The 17,766-nt window shown below is 52.7% G+C and carries 17 protein-coding genes; 9 read left to right on the forward strand and 8 right to left on the reverse strand.

Going from position 1 to position 17,766, the window contains the following annotated elements:
* Positions 1-96 precede the first annotated feature (96 nt).
* Positions 97-1,233: a tryptophan--tRNA ligase gene (gene trpS, locus QXF46_00095; GenBank protein MEM0225269.1), complete on the reverse strand. Its 1,137-nt coding sequence runs from the start codon at positions 1,231-1,233 to the stop codon at positions 97-99.
* A 534-nt stretch (positions 1,234-1,767) separates the two neighbouring features.
* Here trpS and QXF46_00100 point away from each other — a divergent pair.
* From QXF46_00100 to QXF46_00110, 3 genes are all read left to right on the forward strand, one after another.
* A complete protein-coding gene (locus tag QXF46_00100) occupies positions 1,768-2,061 on the forward strand; it encodes an AbrB/MazE/SpoVT family DNA-binding domain-containing protein (protein MEM0225270.1) in 294 nt (97 codons plus the stop codon).
* 220 nt (positions 2,062-2,281) lie between these two features.
* Positions 2,282-2,668 carry a hypothetical protein gene (locus tag QXF46_00105; GenBank protein MEM0225271.1) on the forward strand — a complete coding sequence of 129 codons (387 nt, stop codon included), beginning with the start codon at positions 2,282-2,284 and terminating at the stop codon, positions 2,666-2,668.
* A 235-nt stretch (positions 2,669-2,903) separates the two neighbouring features.
* The gene (locus QXF46_00110; GenBank protein ID MEM0225272.1) at positions 2,904-4,166 is read left to right on the forward strand and encodes a site-2 protease family protein; all 1,263 of its coding nucleotides are present in this window, start codon (positions 2,904-2,906) and stop codon (positions 4,164-4,166) included.
* A 91-nt stretch (positions 4,167-4,257) separates the two neighbouring features.
* On the opposite strand, the gene QXF46_00115 is transcribed toward QXF46_00110, so the two are convergent.
* Both QXF46_00115 and QXF46_00120 read right to left on the reverse strand, forming a co-directional pair.
* Complete coding sequence (locus QXF46_00115) at positions 4,258-4,770, reverse strand: metallophosphoesterase (GenBank protein ID MEM0225273.1); 513 nt, start codon at positions 4,768-4,770, stop codon at positions 4,258-4,260.
* Positions 4,771-4,891: 121 nt separating this feature from the next.
* A complete protein-coding gene (locus tag QXF46_00120; GenBank protein MEM0225274.1) occupies positions 4,892-5,902 on the reverse strand; it encodes a GTPase in 1,011 nt (336 codons plus the stop codon).
* A gap of 62 nt (positions 5,903-5,964) precedes the next feature.
* On the opposite strand from QXF46_00120, the gene psmB reads away from it, so the two are divergent.
* On the forward strand, positions 5,965-6,564 hold the full coding sequence (psmB, locus tag QXF46_00125) for an archaeal proteasome endopeptidase complex subunit beta (protein MEM0225275.1): 600 nt from the start codon (positions 5,965-5,967) through the stop codon (positions 6,562-6,564).
* Here psmB and QXF46_00130 read toward each other — a convergent pair.
* From QXF46_00130 to QXF46_00140, 3 genes are all read right to left on the reverse strand, one after another.
* Positions 6,561-7,640 carry a hypothetical protein gene (locus QXF46_00130; protein MEM0225276.1) on the reverse strand — a complete coding sequence of 360 codons (1,080 nt, stop codon included), beginning with the start codon at positions 7,638-7,640 and terminating at the stop codon, positions 6,561-6,563. The two genes, psmB and QXF46_00130, sit on opposite strands and share 4 nt — an antisense overlap.
* 34 nt (positions 7,641-7,674) lie before the next feature.
* Positions 7,675-8,811: a tyrosine--tRNA ligase gene (locus QXF46_00135; GenBank protein MEM0225277.1), complete on the reverse strand. Its 1,137-nt coding sequence runs from the start codon at positions 8,809-8,811 to the stop codon at positions 7,675-7,677.
* A 129-nt stretch (positions 8,812-8,940) separates the two neighbouring features.
* Positions 8,941-9,657: an A24 family peptidase gene (locus QXF46_00140; protein ID MEM0225278.1), complete on the reverse strand. Its 717-nt coding sequence runs from the start codon at positions 9,655-9,657 to the stop codon at positions 8,941-8,943.
* Positions 9,658-9,711: 54 nt separating this feature from the next.
* On the opposite strand from QXF46_00140, the gene QXF46_00145 reads away from it, so the two are divergent.
* A complete protein-coding gene (locus QXF46_00145) occupies positions 9,712-11,442 on the forward strand; it encodes a glutamate--tRNA ligase (protein ID MEM0225279.1) in 1,731 nt (576 codons plus the stop codon).
* On the opposite strand, the gene QXF46_00150 is transcribed toward QXF46_00145, so the two are convergent.
* A complete protein-coding gene (locus QXF46_00150; GenBank protein MEM0225280.1) occupies positions 11,433-11,831 on the reverse strand; it encodes a Trm112 family protein in 399 nt (132 codons plus the stop codon). The two genes, QXF46_00145 and QXF46_00150, sit on opposite strands and share 10 nt — an antisense overlap.
* Positions 11,832-12,001: 170 nt before the next feature.
* Between QXF46_00150 and QXF46_00155 the strand changes: the two genes are divergently transcribed.
* The 4 genes from QXF46_00155 to QXF46_00170 all read left to right on the forward strand — a co-directional run bounded on the left by QXF46_00155 (position 12,002) and on the right by QXF46_00170 (position 16,589).
* The gene (locus QXF46_00155; protein ID MEM0225281.1) at positions 12,002-13,906 is read left to right on the forward strand and encodes a carboxypeptidase-like regulatory domain-containing protein; all 1,905 of its coding nucleotides are present in this window, start codon (positions 12,002-12,004) and stop codon (positions 13,904-13,906) included.
* Between the two features lie 277 nt (positions 13,907-14,183).
* A complete protein-coding gene (locus tag QXF46_00160; GenBank protein MEM0225282.1) occupies positions 14,184-15,512 on the forward strand; it encodes a M48 family metalloprotease in 1,329 nt (442 codons plus the stop codon).
* A gap of 110 nt (positions 15,513-15,622) precedes the next feature.
* Positions 15,623-15,964 carry a hypothetical protein gene (locus QXF46_00165; GenBank protein MEM0225283.1) on the forward strand — a complete coding sequence of 114 codons (342 nt, stop codon included), beginning with the start codon at positions 15,623-15,625 and terminating at the stop codon, positions 15,962-15,964.
* A gap of 130 nt (positions 15,965-16,094) precedes the next feature.
* Complete coding sequence (locus QXF46_00170) at positions 16,095-16,589, forward strand: hypothetical protein (protein ID MEM0225284.1); 495 nt, start codon at positions 16,095-16,097, stop codon at positions 16,587-16,589.
* 128 nt (positions 16,590-16,717) lie between these two features.
* Here the strand turns inward: QXF46_00170 and mtnA are convergent, their stop codons facing one another.
* On the reverse strand, positions 16,718-17,761 hold the full coding sequence (gene mtnA / locus QXF46_00175; protein MEM0225285.1) for an S-methyl-5-thioribose-1-phosphate isomerase: 1,044 nt from the start codon (positions 17,759-17,761) through the stop codon (positions 16,718-16,720).
* Positions 17,762-17,766: the final 5 nt, after the last annotated feature.

Raw genomic sequence — 17,766 nt, forward strand, 5'->3', positions numbered from 1 at the left:
ATCCTAGCGTGAAGCTCACGGATTCTGGGCGCGCTAGGGTAATGCAGGCTAGGGCCAGTGTAGCAACTGTTATTACTAAGCCTGTACCCCTTTTACTCACCACTGCTGGCTCAACGTTTTCTCCTCTAGCAGTCTTTCTGCCAAATCTCGCATTTTATTTCTTTTCTCCTGGTGGTTTCGCAACCATTGTTCGATGATCGTCCAGGCTCTGGACTTACACTCCCCGCAGAGTATCTGACCAGTTCTGCACTCCCAGTACCATTCCTCAAGCCGTTTATCGTCTTCGAGGAAGTGAGCGAGGAGGAGCTCCACAAAAACGACGCACTTTTCAGGCTCACCGCCCAACCTTCTCTGTTCTTCGGCGGTGGCTCGTCCGCCCGTAAAAGCCTGCATGACCTTCACTTTAGCTGAGCTGAGCTGCTCGTTTAGGTAGAGGATGCCCATGGGGTTCCTCTTAGACATCTTCTCTTGGCCCGTCAAGTCCCTGAGCAAACGATGGTACGTCGCTGAGGGTAGAATGAACCCGAATTCCTCCCTGAACTTGCTGGCTAGGTCTCGCGTTAACCTGATGTGAGGATCCTGGTCGGCACCAACGGGGACTATCGTTGGTTTCGGCCCACCGTGCTGGGGCAGCTGAGGATTGAGTATATCGCCCGCCTGCACCAATGCTGAAAAGTACAAACCGAAGGGCTTAGGGCCGTAAATGGCTTCCATCATGTTGTACGTGACAGCGCGCGAAAAGATGAACGCCAAGCGCAGAACGGGCATTTCGGCTGATTGTTTGTAAACGTACACCCTCCTGGGGTCGAGACCCAAGGCTAGCAGATCCATTAAGTTGCTTAACGCGATTCGGTGGCTCTCCTCCAGCGGGATTCTGTTGTCAGCGTACGCTTCTAGATCCGCGATCGCAAAGAAGCCGAATGCTTTCGGCGATAGCGACTGGAAGTAAATGAACTCCTCGGATGTCAGCTTAGCCCCCAAATGGTAGTCACCGCTAGGTTTAATCCCCGTCATTACCGCGTAGCTTTCCCCCTCCTCGATCGCCTTCAGTATCAAGCCAAGATCTCTGTGTCCGAAGATCACGCGCCTCCTGATCAACCTGTGCTGGAAAGGCAACCGCTTTACAAGCTCGTCTGTAAGCGGCTCTATACCGAATTCTTGCATTAGCCTATCGTAATCCTTTACGTGCGATGTACCCCAGGGGTCGAGGACTATCCTCTCCTCTTCAGACATATGGGCGACTCGTTGAGAAACGAAATAAGGTTTTTGCCCACGTATTTTCGCCTCTACCTTCACCAGCTTTTGACCCCAAGGCCCATCCCCCGGTCTCCAGGTCTCCACCAAGTGGCTCAACCTTAAGCTCACCCTGAATTCCCTCCGCAGTCTGGCAGCGTGAGGAACAAGCGGCCGCACATGATGAGGGTGTGAACCCCCAACTGGCGCACCGGCGACGGTGCGCTGGGAGGCGGGCGAGTAAGCCGCCCTTAGCGGCCGACATCATAACGCCCCGCACTGGACGTCCACGGTCGAAAGGCTGGGGAGGCCGGGGGGCGGGCCCCTCGAGGAAAACCAGTGAAGGGTGAGATGCGCACCAGGCGCGGACCGAAAACCCCGTAGGTTCCGCGCTTGTCCTCTGGCTCACCGACCAAAGAATCTTTGCTCTTGCGGTGAGTACGGGAGAGCGAGGGGCTGATTGTGGGACAAATCGATGAGGTGGGGGTCCGCGGCGGAAAGCCATATATATGTGGAAAGGTGGCCTACTAGACGATGGGGTACGAGGTTGAAACGGGAAGATCCCCCCTTCCCTATGAGTCAAAAGTCTACATAAACAATCAGGTTTTAATACCGGCATCGATCGTGAAGGCCCTCAACCTACGTGACGTAAAGAGGGCGCGCATAACCCTGGAACACATGGGGTCAGAGGTTATCGTTGAAGTGAAGCTGTTGAGGACTCGTCACACCGACTCGCGCCAGTTCACTATACCTAAGAGCGCTAGAGACAGGTACGGAATATCACCTGGCTCAATGGTAAAGATAAAAAGCATCGAACCCTTAGATTGATGGGAATGAAGACGGGTCAAAGCTCTGAGAGGTGAAGAGACCGCTACACCTGACCTGTTCAGCATCGAAAGCATTCATCCCGTTCACATCGACCGGATTTCAAGCCGCTTTGAGCGATACTGTAACAGTAACCGTTCTCCGCTATATAGGTCCGCGTTACCAGTGAAATACGGTTTATTGCAAAGATTAAGGGAAACTAGTTATCAGCGAAGTTTAGTCCGTGGAACTGAAGGAGCTTAACGCTAAGCTGAAGGGCTTGTACTCGAAGTACGAGGAGATATCGCGCCAGGGGGATTTTGAAAGTGCTCTGGAGGCAGGTCTCGAGATTTTCAACGAGCTGTTAACGTTCGTTAAAGCGAACGTTGTGGATGCGCTTGCGAATCCATTCGTGCGAGAAGTCGCCTTAGGCGTGCTGATAGAGTACGAGAGGGGTTTATCATTCGTCAAAGGAGCGCGTGAAGCATTCCGCTCCGCTCCCCCGCTTTATGCATCCAGCATCGCTGAACAAACTCTCGAAGCATTAAATCTCTACCTTAACGGTCTTTTCAACTTCGCTGTTGGAGCCCTGCTGATTATGGCAGACCTATCTAGCTACGCATCATCGTAGGATCGATTGATCACGACATCTCGCCCAAGGCACGCCTATAGCGTTTTCTCTGCGTCTATGCCCTCAGCGTACCTTTCTATTAGTCTAGCGCTATTGTTAAAAAATTTTTGTAGGTTAAACTGCTAAACAATGCATTTCTCACTCTTTCTCACTTCTTTCCCGACGCAGTCTAGAAGTGATAGGGGATGACGATATGTTCATAAAAGCTAGCAGTCACAGTTGGGAGGGCTAAATCGTGGACGCCACGTTAGCAGCACTCTCAGTCTGTGTAGCCGTCTACTTGATCATGCTAGTTAGAGGGTACCTGGGCGATCGGAGGGTATCACTCTATGGGCCAGTAGTGATGCTGAAGTGCCAGAAATGCGTTGATCTCATCAAGCGTCTAGCGTGTACAAGGATGCGCAACATAGCGTTTGTTGCCGTGGCTTCGTGGGTCGTAGCCATGATTGCGGGGATGGCGCTGCTGGCGATGAGCACGCTGGCGTCCTTTGAAATCCCTCCCGAGCGGGCGCCGAGCCCAGCGACGCTCATTGGGCTCCCAGGGTTGAACCCCCTGATCCCGATCACTTATGGTGCTGTGGGATTGATTGTTGCGGTAGCCGTGCACGAACTGGCGCACGGTCTCGCTCTGGCGGCCAATAGGCTCTCCATCAAGTCCGCGGGGCTCGTTTTTCTAGGCCTCCCTCTCGGTGCCTTCGTGGAACCGGGGGACGATTTCCAGAGCGCGGAGGATATCGTGAAGGTCAAAGTGTATAGCAGCGGGCCTTTCGCGAACCTAGTGGTTGCAGCACTCGCACTCTTCCTGCTCACGCAGCTCCTCGCAGGAGTGGGGCCCGTTGTTGAAGGTATTGGAGTGACGGGAATATACCCTGGCTCACCCGCCGAGAGAGCCGGGCTAAAGCCAGGAGACGTTATAACGTGGGTAGATGGTAAGCGTGTTACAGATCTCGATAGCTTCTTTTCGGCCATGGAGGGGAAGAAGGCTGGAGATGCAGTTACCATAACGCTTGGTGATAACCGCAGTTTGACGATCACGCTAGCCGATAGATTCGATTTCACTAAACGTTCCGAGGATAAGGGTAGGGGTTTCATCGGTATTGAGCTGGTAGACGTTGGCGGATTGAAGGACGCTCTTCCCCTGATATCGGGTAATCCGCTCGAAGTCGCATGGAAGCTGCTGTCAATACCGCTCGCCTTCCAGCGTCTGCTTCTATTATCGCACTTCTACAATCAACCCCCTGGCGGATGGGATACAACCTATGTGCTACTTTGGATCTCCTGGATGAACGCAGCCATAGGTTTAACGAATGTTCTGCCAGTAGTACCGCTCGACGGGGGGTCAGCGTTAGTATCGACAATAAAGCTTATGCTTCACAGATCCTCAGCCCAGCGCCGCGAGTTCATCGTAAAGACACTTACAGCAGTAGTTTCAGCGGTCACCGCGGCCATGATAGTCGCTCCGATCATCGTGCCCCGCTTACGCTTGCTTATCCCATAAAGATAAAAGTAAAAGGGTGCGAGTGGAAATCTCGATAAAATATGATGAGATACTCCCGGCGTGGACGGGTGAACGGAACTTACCCGGCTGATTAAATCTCTACGATCTCGACACTCCTACTCTCTGTATCGAGGACTGCTATCGTCTTCCTCCCAGTCAGGTAGCCGCAGGCTTCGCCGGGGTTTACCACTAGGGTTCTACCCACCATTCTCACATCGATTTCGTGAGTGTGGCCGTAGACCACCACATCGAACGATCCGGTGTTGGCGAGCCGTGTAACAACGTTCTTGGTCTCCTGAAGATCCTGTAGACCGTGCATGATCAGGAAGCTCAACCCTTCAATGTTAATGAGGAGGGGTTGCGGTGTGAGAATAGCACCCCGATCCTGCGCTACCCTTGACAGGAGTACCACCTCCCCGTCATTGTTCCCGAAAACCCCTCTAAAATCGAAACCTCGCGCAAGGATTCTCCTTAAAGTGAACGGTGCTATGATGTCACCAGCATGGATCAGAACCTTTACATTGCGACTTTCAAATTCGCTAAGTGCCTTATCTACAGCTGAAAGATTGTCGTGCGTGTCGGAAATAATACCTACCCTAACCACGGTGGATGGTTCGCAAAGCCTACTTTAAAATTTAGCTCCCAGCTCGGCTTTCTCGCAGACTCTCAAGTGACCATCCTGATCAAGGTTGATCGGGCGTCCAGATCGCTACTTACCTGTCACATCACATCTTGATTACCTCTAGCAATTCGGTTTCAACACGCTCGAGTAGGTAGTCTAGCCCAATCCCCGTTAACGCCGAGATAAAAATCAAGTTCTTCGCCTTGTCGCCCAGCATTCTGACCAGCTGGGAGGCTTGCTCGGGAGTGGTTATGTCGACCTTGTTGGCCACTAGGATCAGTGATCCTCTGCCAAGGAGCTCCTCGACCTCGTTGTAAACCCTCATCTGAAAATCAAGCGGAAAGCCGCAGCTGAGAGTAGGATCGAACAGGAAAACCGTCACCCCCCTCAAGTGCTTCAGCGCAGAAACCGCGCGCCGCTCTATGGGCCCCTTCTCCGAGAGCGGTCGGTCGAGCAGGCCCGGAGTGTCGATAGCTTGGACGCGCGTATTGGCAAGCTCCAGGTGACCGACGATCACGTTCGTCGTCGTGAACGGGTAAGGCTTAACCTCGGGTTTCGCTCTCGAGATCGCTCTGAGGAGAGAGGATTTCCCAACGTTTGGTGCTCCGGCTATAACGATGGACGGTAAAGTAGGGTCGATGGACGGCAGCTTGGTAATTTCCCCCTGCCACTCCCTAATCAGCCTGAAGCACTCGTCCAAGCTTTCGAGGAGAGATTGCAGCCTACCGAAAAACGCTTTTCGAGCCTTACGCGCCTCTCTCTCCTCAGAGCTCGCCCTTACTTCTCGCGCGGCCTCTGCGGCTATTCTCCGCACCAGTCTTGCGACGGATCGTATACGCGAAAGGCAAACCTTGTAGGTGTTCTCATCGATCATCGTCAGCAGCAGCTCGCGGTAAAAGGGGTGAAGCGAGTCGAGGAAAGGCATGCCTAGCGCCACCCTCAGCAGCTTTCGACTAACATACTCCGATGCTGCTCTGATCCTCGATAGCTCTATCCCCTTTATCGACGCTAATCGATCGCGCCCCCTCCTTGATGCAGCCCTAGATGCTCTACGCTTCGCAGCCTCGAATAGCTCCTCCCAACTGCTCGGTGCGGGCTCCAGCCCATCCAGCATTTACACCGAAGTGGCTAGGCAACGTTTTTATCCCTAGCTTAGCCCACAGATCGGTGGTGTAGGTGGCCGAGTACTACCCAGGCGCCACAGCTCTGGGGATAAAGACTCCGGAAGGGGTTGTTCTAGCAGCGGATAAGCGCGTGACTTACGGTTTTACGCTTATGAGCAAGACTGGGAAGAAGGTATTCAGAGTGCTCGACAGGATAGGGATAGCCAGCGCAGGCTTCATCGCCGACATGCAGACCCTCGCTAGAGTGCTCGAGGCCGAGATGAGGCTGTTCGAGCTGGAGAGCGGGCTCAAACCTCGCGTGTACAACGCAGCCAGGCTACTCTCCCTGATACTGCACAGTAGCAGCCGATATGCCCCCTACATAGTCGAAACAATAGTGGGGGGTATAGACGAGGAAGGGCCGCACATATACGTGCTTGACCCCCTGGGGGCCGCCATAGAGGACGATTACGCGGCCGTAGGAACGGGGGCGCAGCTCGCCATAAGCATCGTGGAGAGCGAGTATAGGAAGGATCTTCGGTTAAGCGAGGCTAGGGCGCTCGCACTAAAGGCAGTGAAATCGGCTTTCAGCCGTGACGCTGTGAGCGGGGATGGAGTGGACCTCCTCATAATAAGCAACGACGGCGTAAAGGAGGAATTCGTACCCGTTTAGAGCTGGGGGCACAGCTTTAGCAACCTTTCAGCTTCCCGCAGGGTCGGAGCCCAAGTTTGGACAATAACGCGTGCGCGAGGAAAGGCTTTTACAAAGCCCTCGACCCGCCAGGGGGGCATGTAGAGCACCAGACCTTTACCGGACGCTAAAACATGACGGTAGAGGTCGAACCACCGCGGTGAGCCGCAATCGTTGCCGCTGAGCTCTTCGCGAGCACCTGGAACCCACTGCATAGCTGCAAAATTCAGCTTTAACAGGAGTTCTGTGTGGACTAGCTGGCCCGGACCATCCCAGTGGTATACCGGGTGATCGAGGTGCTCACATTGCTCACGAAGGTGCGGGACGACGAACCCCTCGAACTTTGCGGGTGAAAGCATGTAGGATATGTCGCACTGCAGCGGGTACCACCTTTTTGGCGACCAAAGCCCCATCCACGCTGAGGTACCCTCGTGGCCGTACTCCGTCATTAATCTGGCGAACCTATCGTAGCAATCGATCCACAATCTCGTGACGTTTTCTATGGCTGCCGAAAGCTCGTTTGGACACCTGTAAAGATCCTTGAGAAGCTCCGTCGTTCCTCTTAAGGCAGCGATCACGTCTAGTACTCCTCCGATGTCTGTCATTCCGACGATGAACCTGCCCTTGTGAGCCTCGAGCGCCTTCCTCGTGGCGTTTTCCACCCGCTTCCACCAAACGTTGTTCGTGTCAAGCTCAGCCTCGCTCAGCTCCATCAGGGATCGGATGCCCCTCTCGCGCTGATTACCAAACCACATGGTATTGTTAGTAAAGATTGGCTCGGCCCCGAGAAAGGCTGCTAGTATGCCAGCGCCAAAGTTTATCCATAGGTTTGGGTATGCTAAACCACCAAAGTAAGTTTTAGAGCACCAGTTCTCGAAATTCGCTATTGCTATTTCGGGCTGATCGGGGAATCGGCAGAAGTCCCACCCATCGTAGGGTGGTTGGCTATCATGCGGAGCTACGACCTGAATGAGCGGGGCTCTAACTTCGCCCTCCCACCACGCTGCGAAGGTTTCACGCGCGAGGTTCCAATCCTCCTTGTAAACAAGGGTCGCCACATTTTTACGAATAGTGGAAAGTATAAATCGATGTCTACCTGGTGATAGATATTTCGCGCAGATCCTCCAGGTACCTTGCACCAGGGCCCTCCCTGAAGTACTTGAACGCTGGCTCCAACATCCGAGCTAGTTCTTCAGCTACAGCCAGCTTGAGGTCTAGTGGGTGTACACGCCCTTCGGTGTACGCTTTAGCCAGCTCATCGTAGGTGGTGAAGGAGGTCTTCGTGCCGGTTTTTCGGTTAATAATCTCAAACTCCTCTTTCCTGTCCCGGAAGAGGATGAACTTCGCGATCTCGAGGATTGGGTTAAGCTCGGTTTCTCTCGGTGGGCAGTAGGCGGCCTTCACTTTCTGCAGTATCTCCTCTGGGCTGTCGTGGATGAAGATCGCGCTTTGAGGCTTGGACTTTGACATCTTTGCTTCGAGGATTGCCTCCTCAAGCTCGTCGCGGGAGCCGGAGGCTCTAGCCTTCAGGATGGCTGAGCGTGCTGCTTCATCTATGTTCATACCGGTCAGCAAGTGGTGGTGCACGGCAACTGGGGTGTAGCCGCCCACCCTCTCTCCGCACTCGATAGCTATCACGTGGGCTTTCCTCTGGTCCATTCCGCCGTGAGCCAGGTTCACCTTCAGGCTGAAGATGTCGGCAACCTGCATAGGCACGTACAGTAGCTGAGCGAAACTGAGGGATTCGCTCATACGCCTACCCATGATTGTCACTGATCGGCGCACGCGGGAGAGTGTCGTCTCCATTGAAACCTTAATCACGTTAGTCAGGTACTCTACTCCCAGCTTCTCGTAGAATTCTGAACCGAGGATGAAGTCCACGCGGTCCGGGTCTCCACCGACAATCTTGAGCGATACCTTTAGTGCCTCCTTAAAGTAGCCTCCCGCCACCTTCCTGATGGTCGATAGATCACCTCCCAGCTTCCTATTTATCCAGGAATGGTAGTCCGCTAGAAACACAGTGGTTTTGATGCCAGCCCGCTGAAAATCGGCGACCTTTTGCATACTGATAATCCCCGTACCTAGGTGGACGAAACCGGAGATCTCGAAGCCTATGTAGTGGCGCAGTTCTGCGGCCTCCTCAAGGTACTTAACTAATCGCTCAGGCGTTAGCACCTCCTCTGTGGGCTCCCTCATCACGAATTTTAGTACAGTTTCCGCATCCACCACGGAGGGACTGTCTGAGCGGCGCTTAAAAGTGGCGGCTCGCACCAGCCTTCTCTTCACCTATCTGAACCCGAGTTTTTCTTCATAGCCGCCACTTTATCAATGCCTGAGAGGCATAATAAGCTTGCTCGCTTATGGCGCAAATAGCAGCTCTAGGATGCAGCCGTAAAAGGTGTGGATGGCGTAACCCACCGTTAGCATGGCAACGAAGGGTATGTAGGGCGAAACCCAAACCCACTCGCCCTGCGGCTGTTGGGGGGCTTCACTTATCCTCGCTCGGAAGACTATCTTCCTCCTACCGTCCTCCGCGATCTCCGTCAAAGTGTACGCATACCTCCTGCTCAAGTATATTCTCGTTGGGACTTTCGTCATTGTGAACAACGCGAGGAGCTTCCCTGCAGTGCTTATCTCCACCCCCTCGAACAACTCGATACCCCTCATCACGAGCAGCAGGTTTCTGGCGAACAGTGCAAGGGGGTACAAGCAGGAAGCGAGCAGAGCATTAATGAATATGGAGAGGGAAGGTATCGATGAGAGTGGCGCGCGCCAATCAGGAGGTGTCGCAAGGCCTAAGCACGCAATCGCTAGGAAATCTGCATCCCCCATTAACCCGAGGGTCGGTAAGGCTAAGCCTAGCGCGAACGCTACGTACACTGAGATGAAGTATAGGATTAACTGACTCCTATCAAAGGTTGCCAGCTCCGGGAAGATTAATGCTGCTGAAGCGATTACGAGGATCAACCATACGGCATCGTCAACCTCTCTGCTCTTAATGTCAGAGTATGCCGCGTAACCGAGGATCGCCAGCGTCACCGCCGCTCTCGCTGCCTGAAGAGGGCCATGGATCACGGCACTTTCTCAAAACGCTTTTTAATAGCTGTTACTGCGAGTCGCTTGGGTCACATGGAGACGAATGAGATCCGCCGCTTAGCGCGGCTCTATGCCCTCGAGAACGCTGTTAAGCACGGCGGGCGAGCTCTCCCGCAGCCTGTGATGTCCAAGCTGCTAGGAGCAAAGCCTGAGCTTCGGCCTCGCGCTAGGGAGTTGCTGAAGATCGTTGAGGAAATAGTTCAAGAGGTTAACTCGTTGAGCCTCGAGGATCAGAAGAGGCTTCTCGAGTCAATGGCTCCGGTGGAGGAGTTTTCCGCTAAAGTTACAGCGGAGCGGCGCGGGCTTCCGCCGCTACCTGAAGCGGTTGAGGGCAAAGTTGTGACGAGGTTCGCCCCCAATCCAGACTTCGTGCTCCACCTGGGTAGCGCTAGGCCAGCGATACTCAGTTATGAGTACGCGAGGATGTACAAGGGCCGTTTCATACTGAGGTTCGAGGATACCGATCCCAAGACTAAGGCGCCCATGCGTGAAGCCTACGATTTGATCAGGGAGGATCTCCGCTGGTTGGGGTTGACGTGGGACGAGGAATACATTCAATCGCTGCGAATGGACATCTACTACGAGTACGCTAGGCGCCTGATCATGATTGGGGGCGCCTATGTATGCACGTGTTCCCGCGAGGTCATGAGTGAGAGCAGAATGAAGGGGTATAGGTGCGCCTGCGCGGCGAGAGCAGTAGAGCATCAGCTCGATCTCTGGGATCACATGCTAGCCGGAGGCTTCCGCGAAGGCGAGGCCGTACTAAGGATCAAGACGGATATCACGCATCCAAACCCATCAGTCAGAGATTGGGTGGCTTTCAGGATCATCGATACGGAGAAGCACCCCCACCCGCTCACGGGCAGCAAGTACGTTGTGTGGCCAACTTACAACTTTGCGTGCGCCATAGATGATCATCTAATGGGCGTAACGCACATACTCAGAGGGGCGGAGCACGAGGTTAACACGCTCAAGCAGAAGTACATCTTTGACTACTTCGGCTGGAAATACCCAGTAGCGGTCCACTTCGGGAGGATGGGCATAGAGGGAGCGATACTGAGCAAATCGAAGATACGCGAGGGGATTCGAAAGGGGTTCTACCTCGGATTCGACGATCCCCGGCTAGCCACGCTGCGCGCTTTAAGGAGACGTGGTTTGCTCTCAGAGGCAATTTATGAATTAATCTTACATGTAGGTATCAAGCCTTCCACAGCTCGTATAAGCTTAGAAAACTTATACGCCATTAATAGAAAGTATCTGGAAAAAATTGCGAACAGGTACATGTTCGTTCCCGACCCCGTCCCCATTGAGTTGCGGACGTGTTGTGAGCTCGTAGGTAGGGTGCCGAGACACCCTTCGTTCCCAGAGAGAGGAAGTCGAGAGATTAGGGTTTCCGCCGAGTCAGGGGTAGCAAGGGTCTACATTGCGAGGAGCGATCTGGAGGTGCTCCCTGAAGGATCAGAGGTTAGGTTGCTAGGTCTGGCAAACATCCGTATGCTGGGGGGGAACAGGGCGGAGGTCATCAACTTGGATGTCGACTACGCGAGGGCTAAAGGGCTGCAAGTGATCCAGTGGGCGCCCGTGGAAGGCTCGATTCCCGCGAAAGTCCTTGTAGCTAAGGGTGATTTAATAACGGAAGTGATTGGTGTTCTCGAGCCAGGCGCTAGCGAGCTTAAAGCTTTTGATAGAGCACAGTTTTACCGATTCGGTTTCGTTATTTTAGAGGATGCCAACCGCTACCTCTTCATCTACACTCACGATTGAGCGGAGAGGCTCCAGGGTTTTCCCCCTTCCACGATCTCCCTAGGAAGCCTGTCCTTGTACTTTGCTAGGAACTCTAGATCATCATGCTTGTCGCGCATTTCATCGGGCAGAAGTATGGGGATCTCATCTATTATGGGGTACCACCTGCTGCACGTCGAGCAGCGTAGCACCCCCTCAGCCACCTCGTACTTTATGCACTGATCGCAGCCTGGATCGCCCTGCAACTCTTCGACTTTCTTACCCCTGAATGCGCAGTAAAGCTCGCATGCCGGCTTTTTCTTGAAGCTTACGCTCCTCTCTTCATACTTTCTAATCTCGAAAACGTGAAGCTCTAATGGGAAAGTTTTATCGTAAGGGCATGCTAGCAGATCCATTAGCCTGTACTTCATCGGTATCCGGCATACCCTCTCTCATGCCTTATTAAACGTTCGTTGCGGAGCACTCGAACGCCGTAAGATGAGTGTAATACGCAAGGAGTAGCAGGTTTGACTAAGTGTACTTGCTAAAGGGGGGTTAGGCCCCTGTTCACCTCGTGAAGCTTCAGAAGATTTGGGTGACAATGCTCGTGTGGGCGTTAGCCGCTCTAGCTGTTGCGCAGAGCGTGGCTTCTCAAGCGGACCGCTTTGTCTACTACGCACGAGTTGACTACGTACTGTCAACGGGTTACACGACTTCGATCCTACTAGAAAGTAATCAACTCGTTGAGATTTCTGCGCCTCCACCACCTCCTGGATACGATTTGGCATACATTCGTGTGGAGTTCCCAGACGGCATGCCGAAGGGGGTCATACCCGTGAAGTTCGATAGATCAGAGGTGCGCGACGAGAGCGTCACAGCGCTAATATCGTTTTCAGGCTCTATCAAACTGGCCGCTTCCGAAGGTAACTTGAGCAGTGAGATTAGAGTAACGGTGAGTTACGTTAAGACAACTTGGGTGGAGCTGAAGGAGGGTGACATTACACTCAGGGTGGAAGAACCTCCACCCCCCTTCACTAAGAACGAGCTAGTTGTCCGGTTCACAATCGAGAATCACGCCCCCTTTGCTGTTAGCGATGTGAAAGCACCTAGCGGTGAAACGCTGTTAAACAATGAGCCGGCACCTGATGCTCTTAGGGTCGATTACAAGCACGTGGAGCTGAATTTCAAGTACCTGGAGCTCGGAGATTACGCGGTGACTGTTAAGCGGGACGAGAGCTATGTATTGCCTTCAGCCTTCATCGTTGTTGAACCACCCTTCAAAGAAGATGTGATAGCACCCGGTTCCTCGAAACGCTTCGGCATAGGCCAGATGAGGAACTGGAGGGGGATAGGTGCTGTTGTCATAGTGTACAGTATAGCCCCGTTGACGGGTAGAGGGTCCGGCGGCGTTGATGTTGTCGGTGAACTGGTCGATTTCGCGTACTACAGAGATGAAATCGTGACAATTAGAGCCGCCTCCTACCTGATACCGAACATTAACCTGCGCGTGTACATCAGGGCATACATAGTCTACGGGAGCTGGTTCGAGGTAAGGAACAACATGAGGTCTGCCGTCAACATAATGTACACGACGATCTTCATTAGAGAGGCCGGGGAGTGGCAGGCGAACGGGGTCTCCATAACCGTAAGAGATAGCGACATTAAGGACGCCATGGCAGCATACCTCGTCGTTCAAGTCCCCAGCTACGGGAACATCGTTGGAATCAGGACCCCCTCAGGAGCTGAGCTGGGGAGCACTCAGGAAGGGTTACTACCTTGGGGGAACGAGTACCGGGATGTGCGAGTCTTCCTCAACGAGGCCTACATTCAGGTCAAGGCGTTCAACTCGATTGAGACTGGCACTTACTTCTTCAAGATAGATTGGAAGCCCATAACATTTAAGCTAATTGATGATGGAGGCGAGGCCGTAATAGGTGCTACGGTTGCTATTTCAGGCCCAGTGAATGCTACAGCAGTGAGCGACGATTCTGGAACAGCGACCCTCAAATTATTCAGACCGGGAGCTTACACGGTTAGCGTCAACTTCAAGGGGATTCCAGTTGCTAACCTGTACTTAGGCACGATCGCGGGCAGCGCGATCACTGTGAAGTGCAACGTTTTCAGAGTGTCTTGGCTCGTAGTGGATGCCTGGGATAAAGCCCTGGGAGGGGCAGAAATCGTCGTTAAAAACGGCGATACCCTAATCGCTAGAGCAGTCACCGGTGAAAACGGAGCAACCCCAGTCCTACAGATACCCGGTGGGCAATTCGTCGTTCAAGCAAACTACAAGAGGATCTCCTCCACGAGCGTGGAGCAGATAAGTAGCAGCGGTGTCAGGAAGCTGCGAGTTAACGTGCTGTTTGAACTGCCCTTCTTTGGAGGCATTCCAGTAACAACCCTTGAAGCAGCGTTGATGGGGGTCGCAGCCGGAGGAGGAACGATCGGTTTCGGCATCCTAAAGAGGATGAGATCTTCTACGGTTGAGGAACTCTCTGTGGAGGAGTAAACCTTAATAAAATAATTTTATTTATAAACATATTCTTAACTATAAATTCATGCTGATAAATTTTTTATTGAATCTTCAACTGAAGAAATCAAACCACAGCATTTTTAAGACTGGTAAACGCGATGAGGAAGGCAAGATGTCGCGGCCAGTGTTAGAAAAGGAGTTACCATTTATAAAAGTTGATGTAGAGACTGCGAAAAGGTTCGAGAACTTTCTGGTAGAAGTTATGAGGGAGAGTTACGGAAAATATCTGGGTGGGGCACTCACTGTTAGCTATATGGGCTCACCCGGCGTTCTGTTCTACATAGATGATGATAGTGGCCCCCTTTTAGAGGTGCTAATCCTCTACTCTGACTACGGCGTAAAGTATCGGATTTCGCCGTTGAGGGCTGGTGTCGGCTCAGCCCTCGTTGAACGCGTCTCCTCATTGATCGAGAGTGCTGTAAGATTTTTTGCTGAGACGGGAGGCTACGGAATGGCCTACTTTGTCTTCGTCCCTGGGCGACAGCTTGTTCCTCCTAGAACGGAGTCAAGGATGCATAGGGCGTTGCAAACTCTTTTCCTGAGCAATTTGGTTTTTATCTTTGCTATATCGATGGTGCTGTCGTACGCAGTTTTTGCGTTAGTAAGGGATTACGCACCTATAGTCCTGATACTAATGCAGCTCCCCATCATGCTGCTTTCGTACAAATTAGTCCCTTTCGTAATGGGTGACTGGGCAATCGATAGCGCGCATAGAAATGTGTACCTTGTGGGATTGCGGATGCCCTTGGGGAGGTACCAGGAAGTTCTGCAGAAGGTGATCATGCCGAAGCGTTTCGAGATCAAGAGGCGCTTATACTCATCGAGCATAGAGCACGGCGTTGAAATAGATGAGCAGCAAGTCAAGAGCATCTTAGTAGAGTACGGCCTAAGCCCGGACATGTACGAAGTTGAAGTGAGGAAAATCGATTTGTACGGGCTGGTTGAAAGAGTGGCGAAAAACTTCGGTATGAGAAAGCTACCGAAGATCTACCTCTCCAACATCGTTGTACCCAACGCGGCAGCATCGGGGGTAGGAGCCTCGCTCTCCTCAATCTTGGTCACCACAGGGCTTCTCTCGAGGTTGGACGAAGATGAGGTGGAAGCGGTAGTGGGTCACGAATTGAGTCATCTTAAGCGCCACGACGTTCTGACGTTTTTCGTTTTGAGCAGCGCAGAGTACCTCAGCCGGGTGTACTTAGCACTGCGATACTGGCCGATCTTTGCGACCCCTCTTGGCCTTCTCTACTTGTGGTTCTCATTAACGTTGCTATTCTTCATAGCGAAGTTCGTTGAAGCGAGAGCCGACATAGATTCAGCAGTTTTCACAGGGAAGCCCGACAAGCTGGCATCAGCGCTGCGCAAGATAGGGTTGAGGCACCTGTACGTGGAAGGCCAGTGGAGCGGCCGATTGGCGGCGTGGCTTAGGTGGGACCCACACCCGCCTCTGCTTTTCCGAGTTGAGAAGCTGGCTGGTATGGCAAAAGGGGGAACCATTCGTAATATTTGGAAGGAAGCGATGAGCAGCTGCGTAAGCGATTTCCTTACGACGCTAAGGCACGCACTGGGTTGGCGCTCGACGTAGGGTTCAATCTTCTTAAGCACATATTGCAGAAGTATCACGTTACCGATACCCTACGCAACGACGCGACCAGGCAATAAGGTACGCATAAGAAAGAATGGTGGGGGCAACTCATGTCGACTTTGCATCTAAGGAACGCACTAGGCATACTCGAATCCTTACTGCAACGAGATGACGTTAACGCCGAGCTCAAGAAACTGCTTCAGCAAGTTCGGATGGAGATCATCCAAGCTCAGGATGAGGCACTCTGGGCGCGGAGCAGAGCCCGGGAGGCTTACCACGTTCTCGAGGAACTTGTTGAGTTGCTTGGAGCCGAGGTCAGGAGCACTAAGGTGCGCGTACGAGGGGGAGAGTTAGACTACATAGGGCTCAGCCCCTACTTCGAGGCTGTGGTAAACGAGGACGGTAAGGTTAAGATAGAGAAAGTAGCAGTTGCGCAAAAGAAAGAATCATAGAGTAATCTGTAGCCGAGTGCTACCAAGATAAAGACAAGAAAAGAATAAAATGCCATGTAAAATTATCTTGCTGAACGGTGAAGAAGGGCCCAAGCTCTGAGGGTTTAAGGGTGTCATGATGAGAGAATACATGGAGAGATTCGAAAAAGTAAGCCAGAAAGTCCTGAATCGTTACTTGGTAATACTGCTTGGGGTATCCCCCGTACCCACAGTTTTATTGGCGATAGTGTTGCTACTGTTCAATCCCAGCATTCACGAGGCGTTAGCGATTAGCCTGTTGTTAGTGGCGCTCACTAGCGTGGTGTCGATTGCTATCGCTTTAGTAGCGCTTAAACGTGTTTTGGCAGCGACTCTCGTAATGGTTGTTCACGAGCTCTCTCATGTTACGCGAGTTGAGGGTGAAGAAGCCCTCATGCTAGCTAAAGGTAGAAAAAGTGAGCAAGCTAAAGAAGTCGTAGTACCTGAGGCTCCTACTCGAGCTGTAAAGCCCAGCCCAGAGAGAGCAGAAAGGAAGGCACCTACCATAGCCGTACCTGTTCAGAAGAAGTGTCCGTTCTGCGGTAGAACTCTTCCCTTTGGCGACATTCACACCATATGCCCTTACTGCGGGCGTCGCTTACGGTAAGAGGAATATCGTGCAAGCGGCGAAAAGCTAAAAATCTTGAAGTTTAGCGTGACAAACAAGCGGGATGACAAGAAAGACCTGCCCCCGCCTGATGGAGTGAGGAGATCGCGGCGGAGGACCGCTATATTTTATCGGCTGTTAAAGAGGCTCTGTATGCTTTTCTCGTAAGGCGGGTAGATGATCCCCCTTTCAGTTATTATCCCTGTAATCAGCTTTGGAGGTGTTACGTCGAAAGCATAGTATAGTGCCTCTACGCCTGGCGGTGCGATCCTTCGCCCAAAAATGACCGTAACTTCGTCACTTGGTCGGATCTCAATCGGTATTTCATCTCCCCTCTCTATGGTTAGGTCGAAGGTGCTGGTTGGTGCTGCTACGTAGAAGGGTACTCCGTGCTCCCTAGCCATTAAAGCCAGAGGGTAAGTACCGACCTTGTTCGCGACATACCCCCTTCTGGTGATCCTATCCGCGCCTACAAGCACCAGGTCGACTCGTTCCCTCTGCATGATGATCCCGATTGCATTGTCGGTGGCTATCTTAACCTCAATTCCCGCCGTCTTCAGCTCCCACGCCGTTAAACGTGCCCCCTGGAGGTACGGTCTAGTTTCGAGGGCTATCACCCTGAACCTCTTCCCCTTTTCGTGGGCCACGTACAATGGTGCAGTTGCTGTTCCGTAGTAACTAGTGGCTAGCGATCCGGCGTTGCATATCGTCATCACTGTGTCGCCATCCGAGATCAACCGCTCACCGTATTCACCTATCTTCCTATTGGCTTCTTCGTCCATTCTTTGGATTTCGAGCGCTGTAGCTACGGCTCTCTCCTTAGCCTCCTCAACTGTTGCCGCCTCTCGTATGCTCTTAAGAACTCGCTCGATCGCCCAGAAGAGGTTAACTGCCGTAGGCCTAGTCCTCCTTAGCTCGTTAGCGCAAACTTCCATTTCTGTAAGGAATTCTTCCATCATTACCGCCCGAGATTTCGTGGCTGCCAACGCCATCGCGAAGGCTGCTGCGACGCCTATGGCAGGCGCCCCCCTAATCTCCATCCTCCTGATAGCATCAGCTACGCGGCGCCAGTCATCAGTTTCGATGTACTCGAGCTCATGGGGGAGCTTCAGCTGATTAATCAGCCTGACCCGACCATCTACCCACTCTATCGTTTTAGGTAGCCTTAGCACGGCTG

Source organism: Thermofilaceae archaeon (assembly GCA_038731975.1).
In the GTDB taxonomy this organism is placed as follows: domain Archaea; phylum Thermoproteota; class Thermoprotei; order Thermofilales; family Thermofilaceae; genus JANXEW01.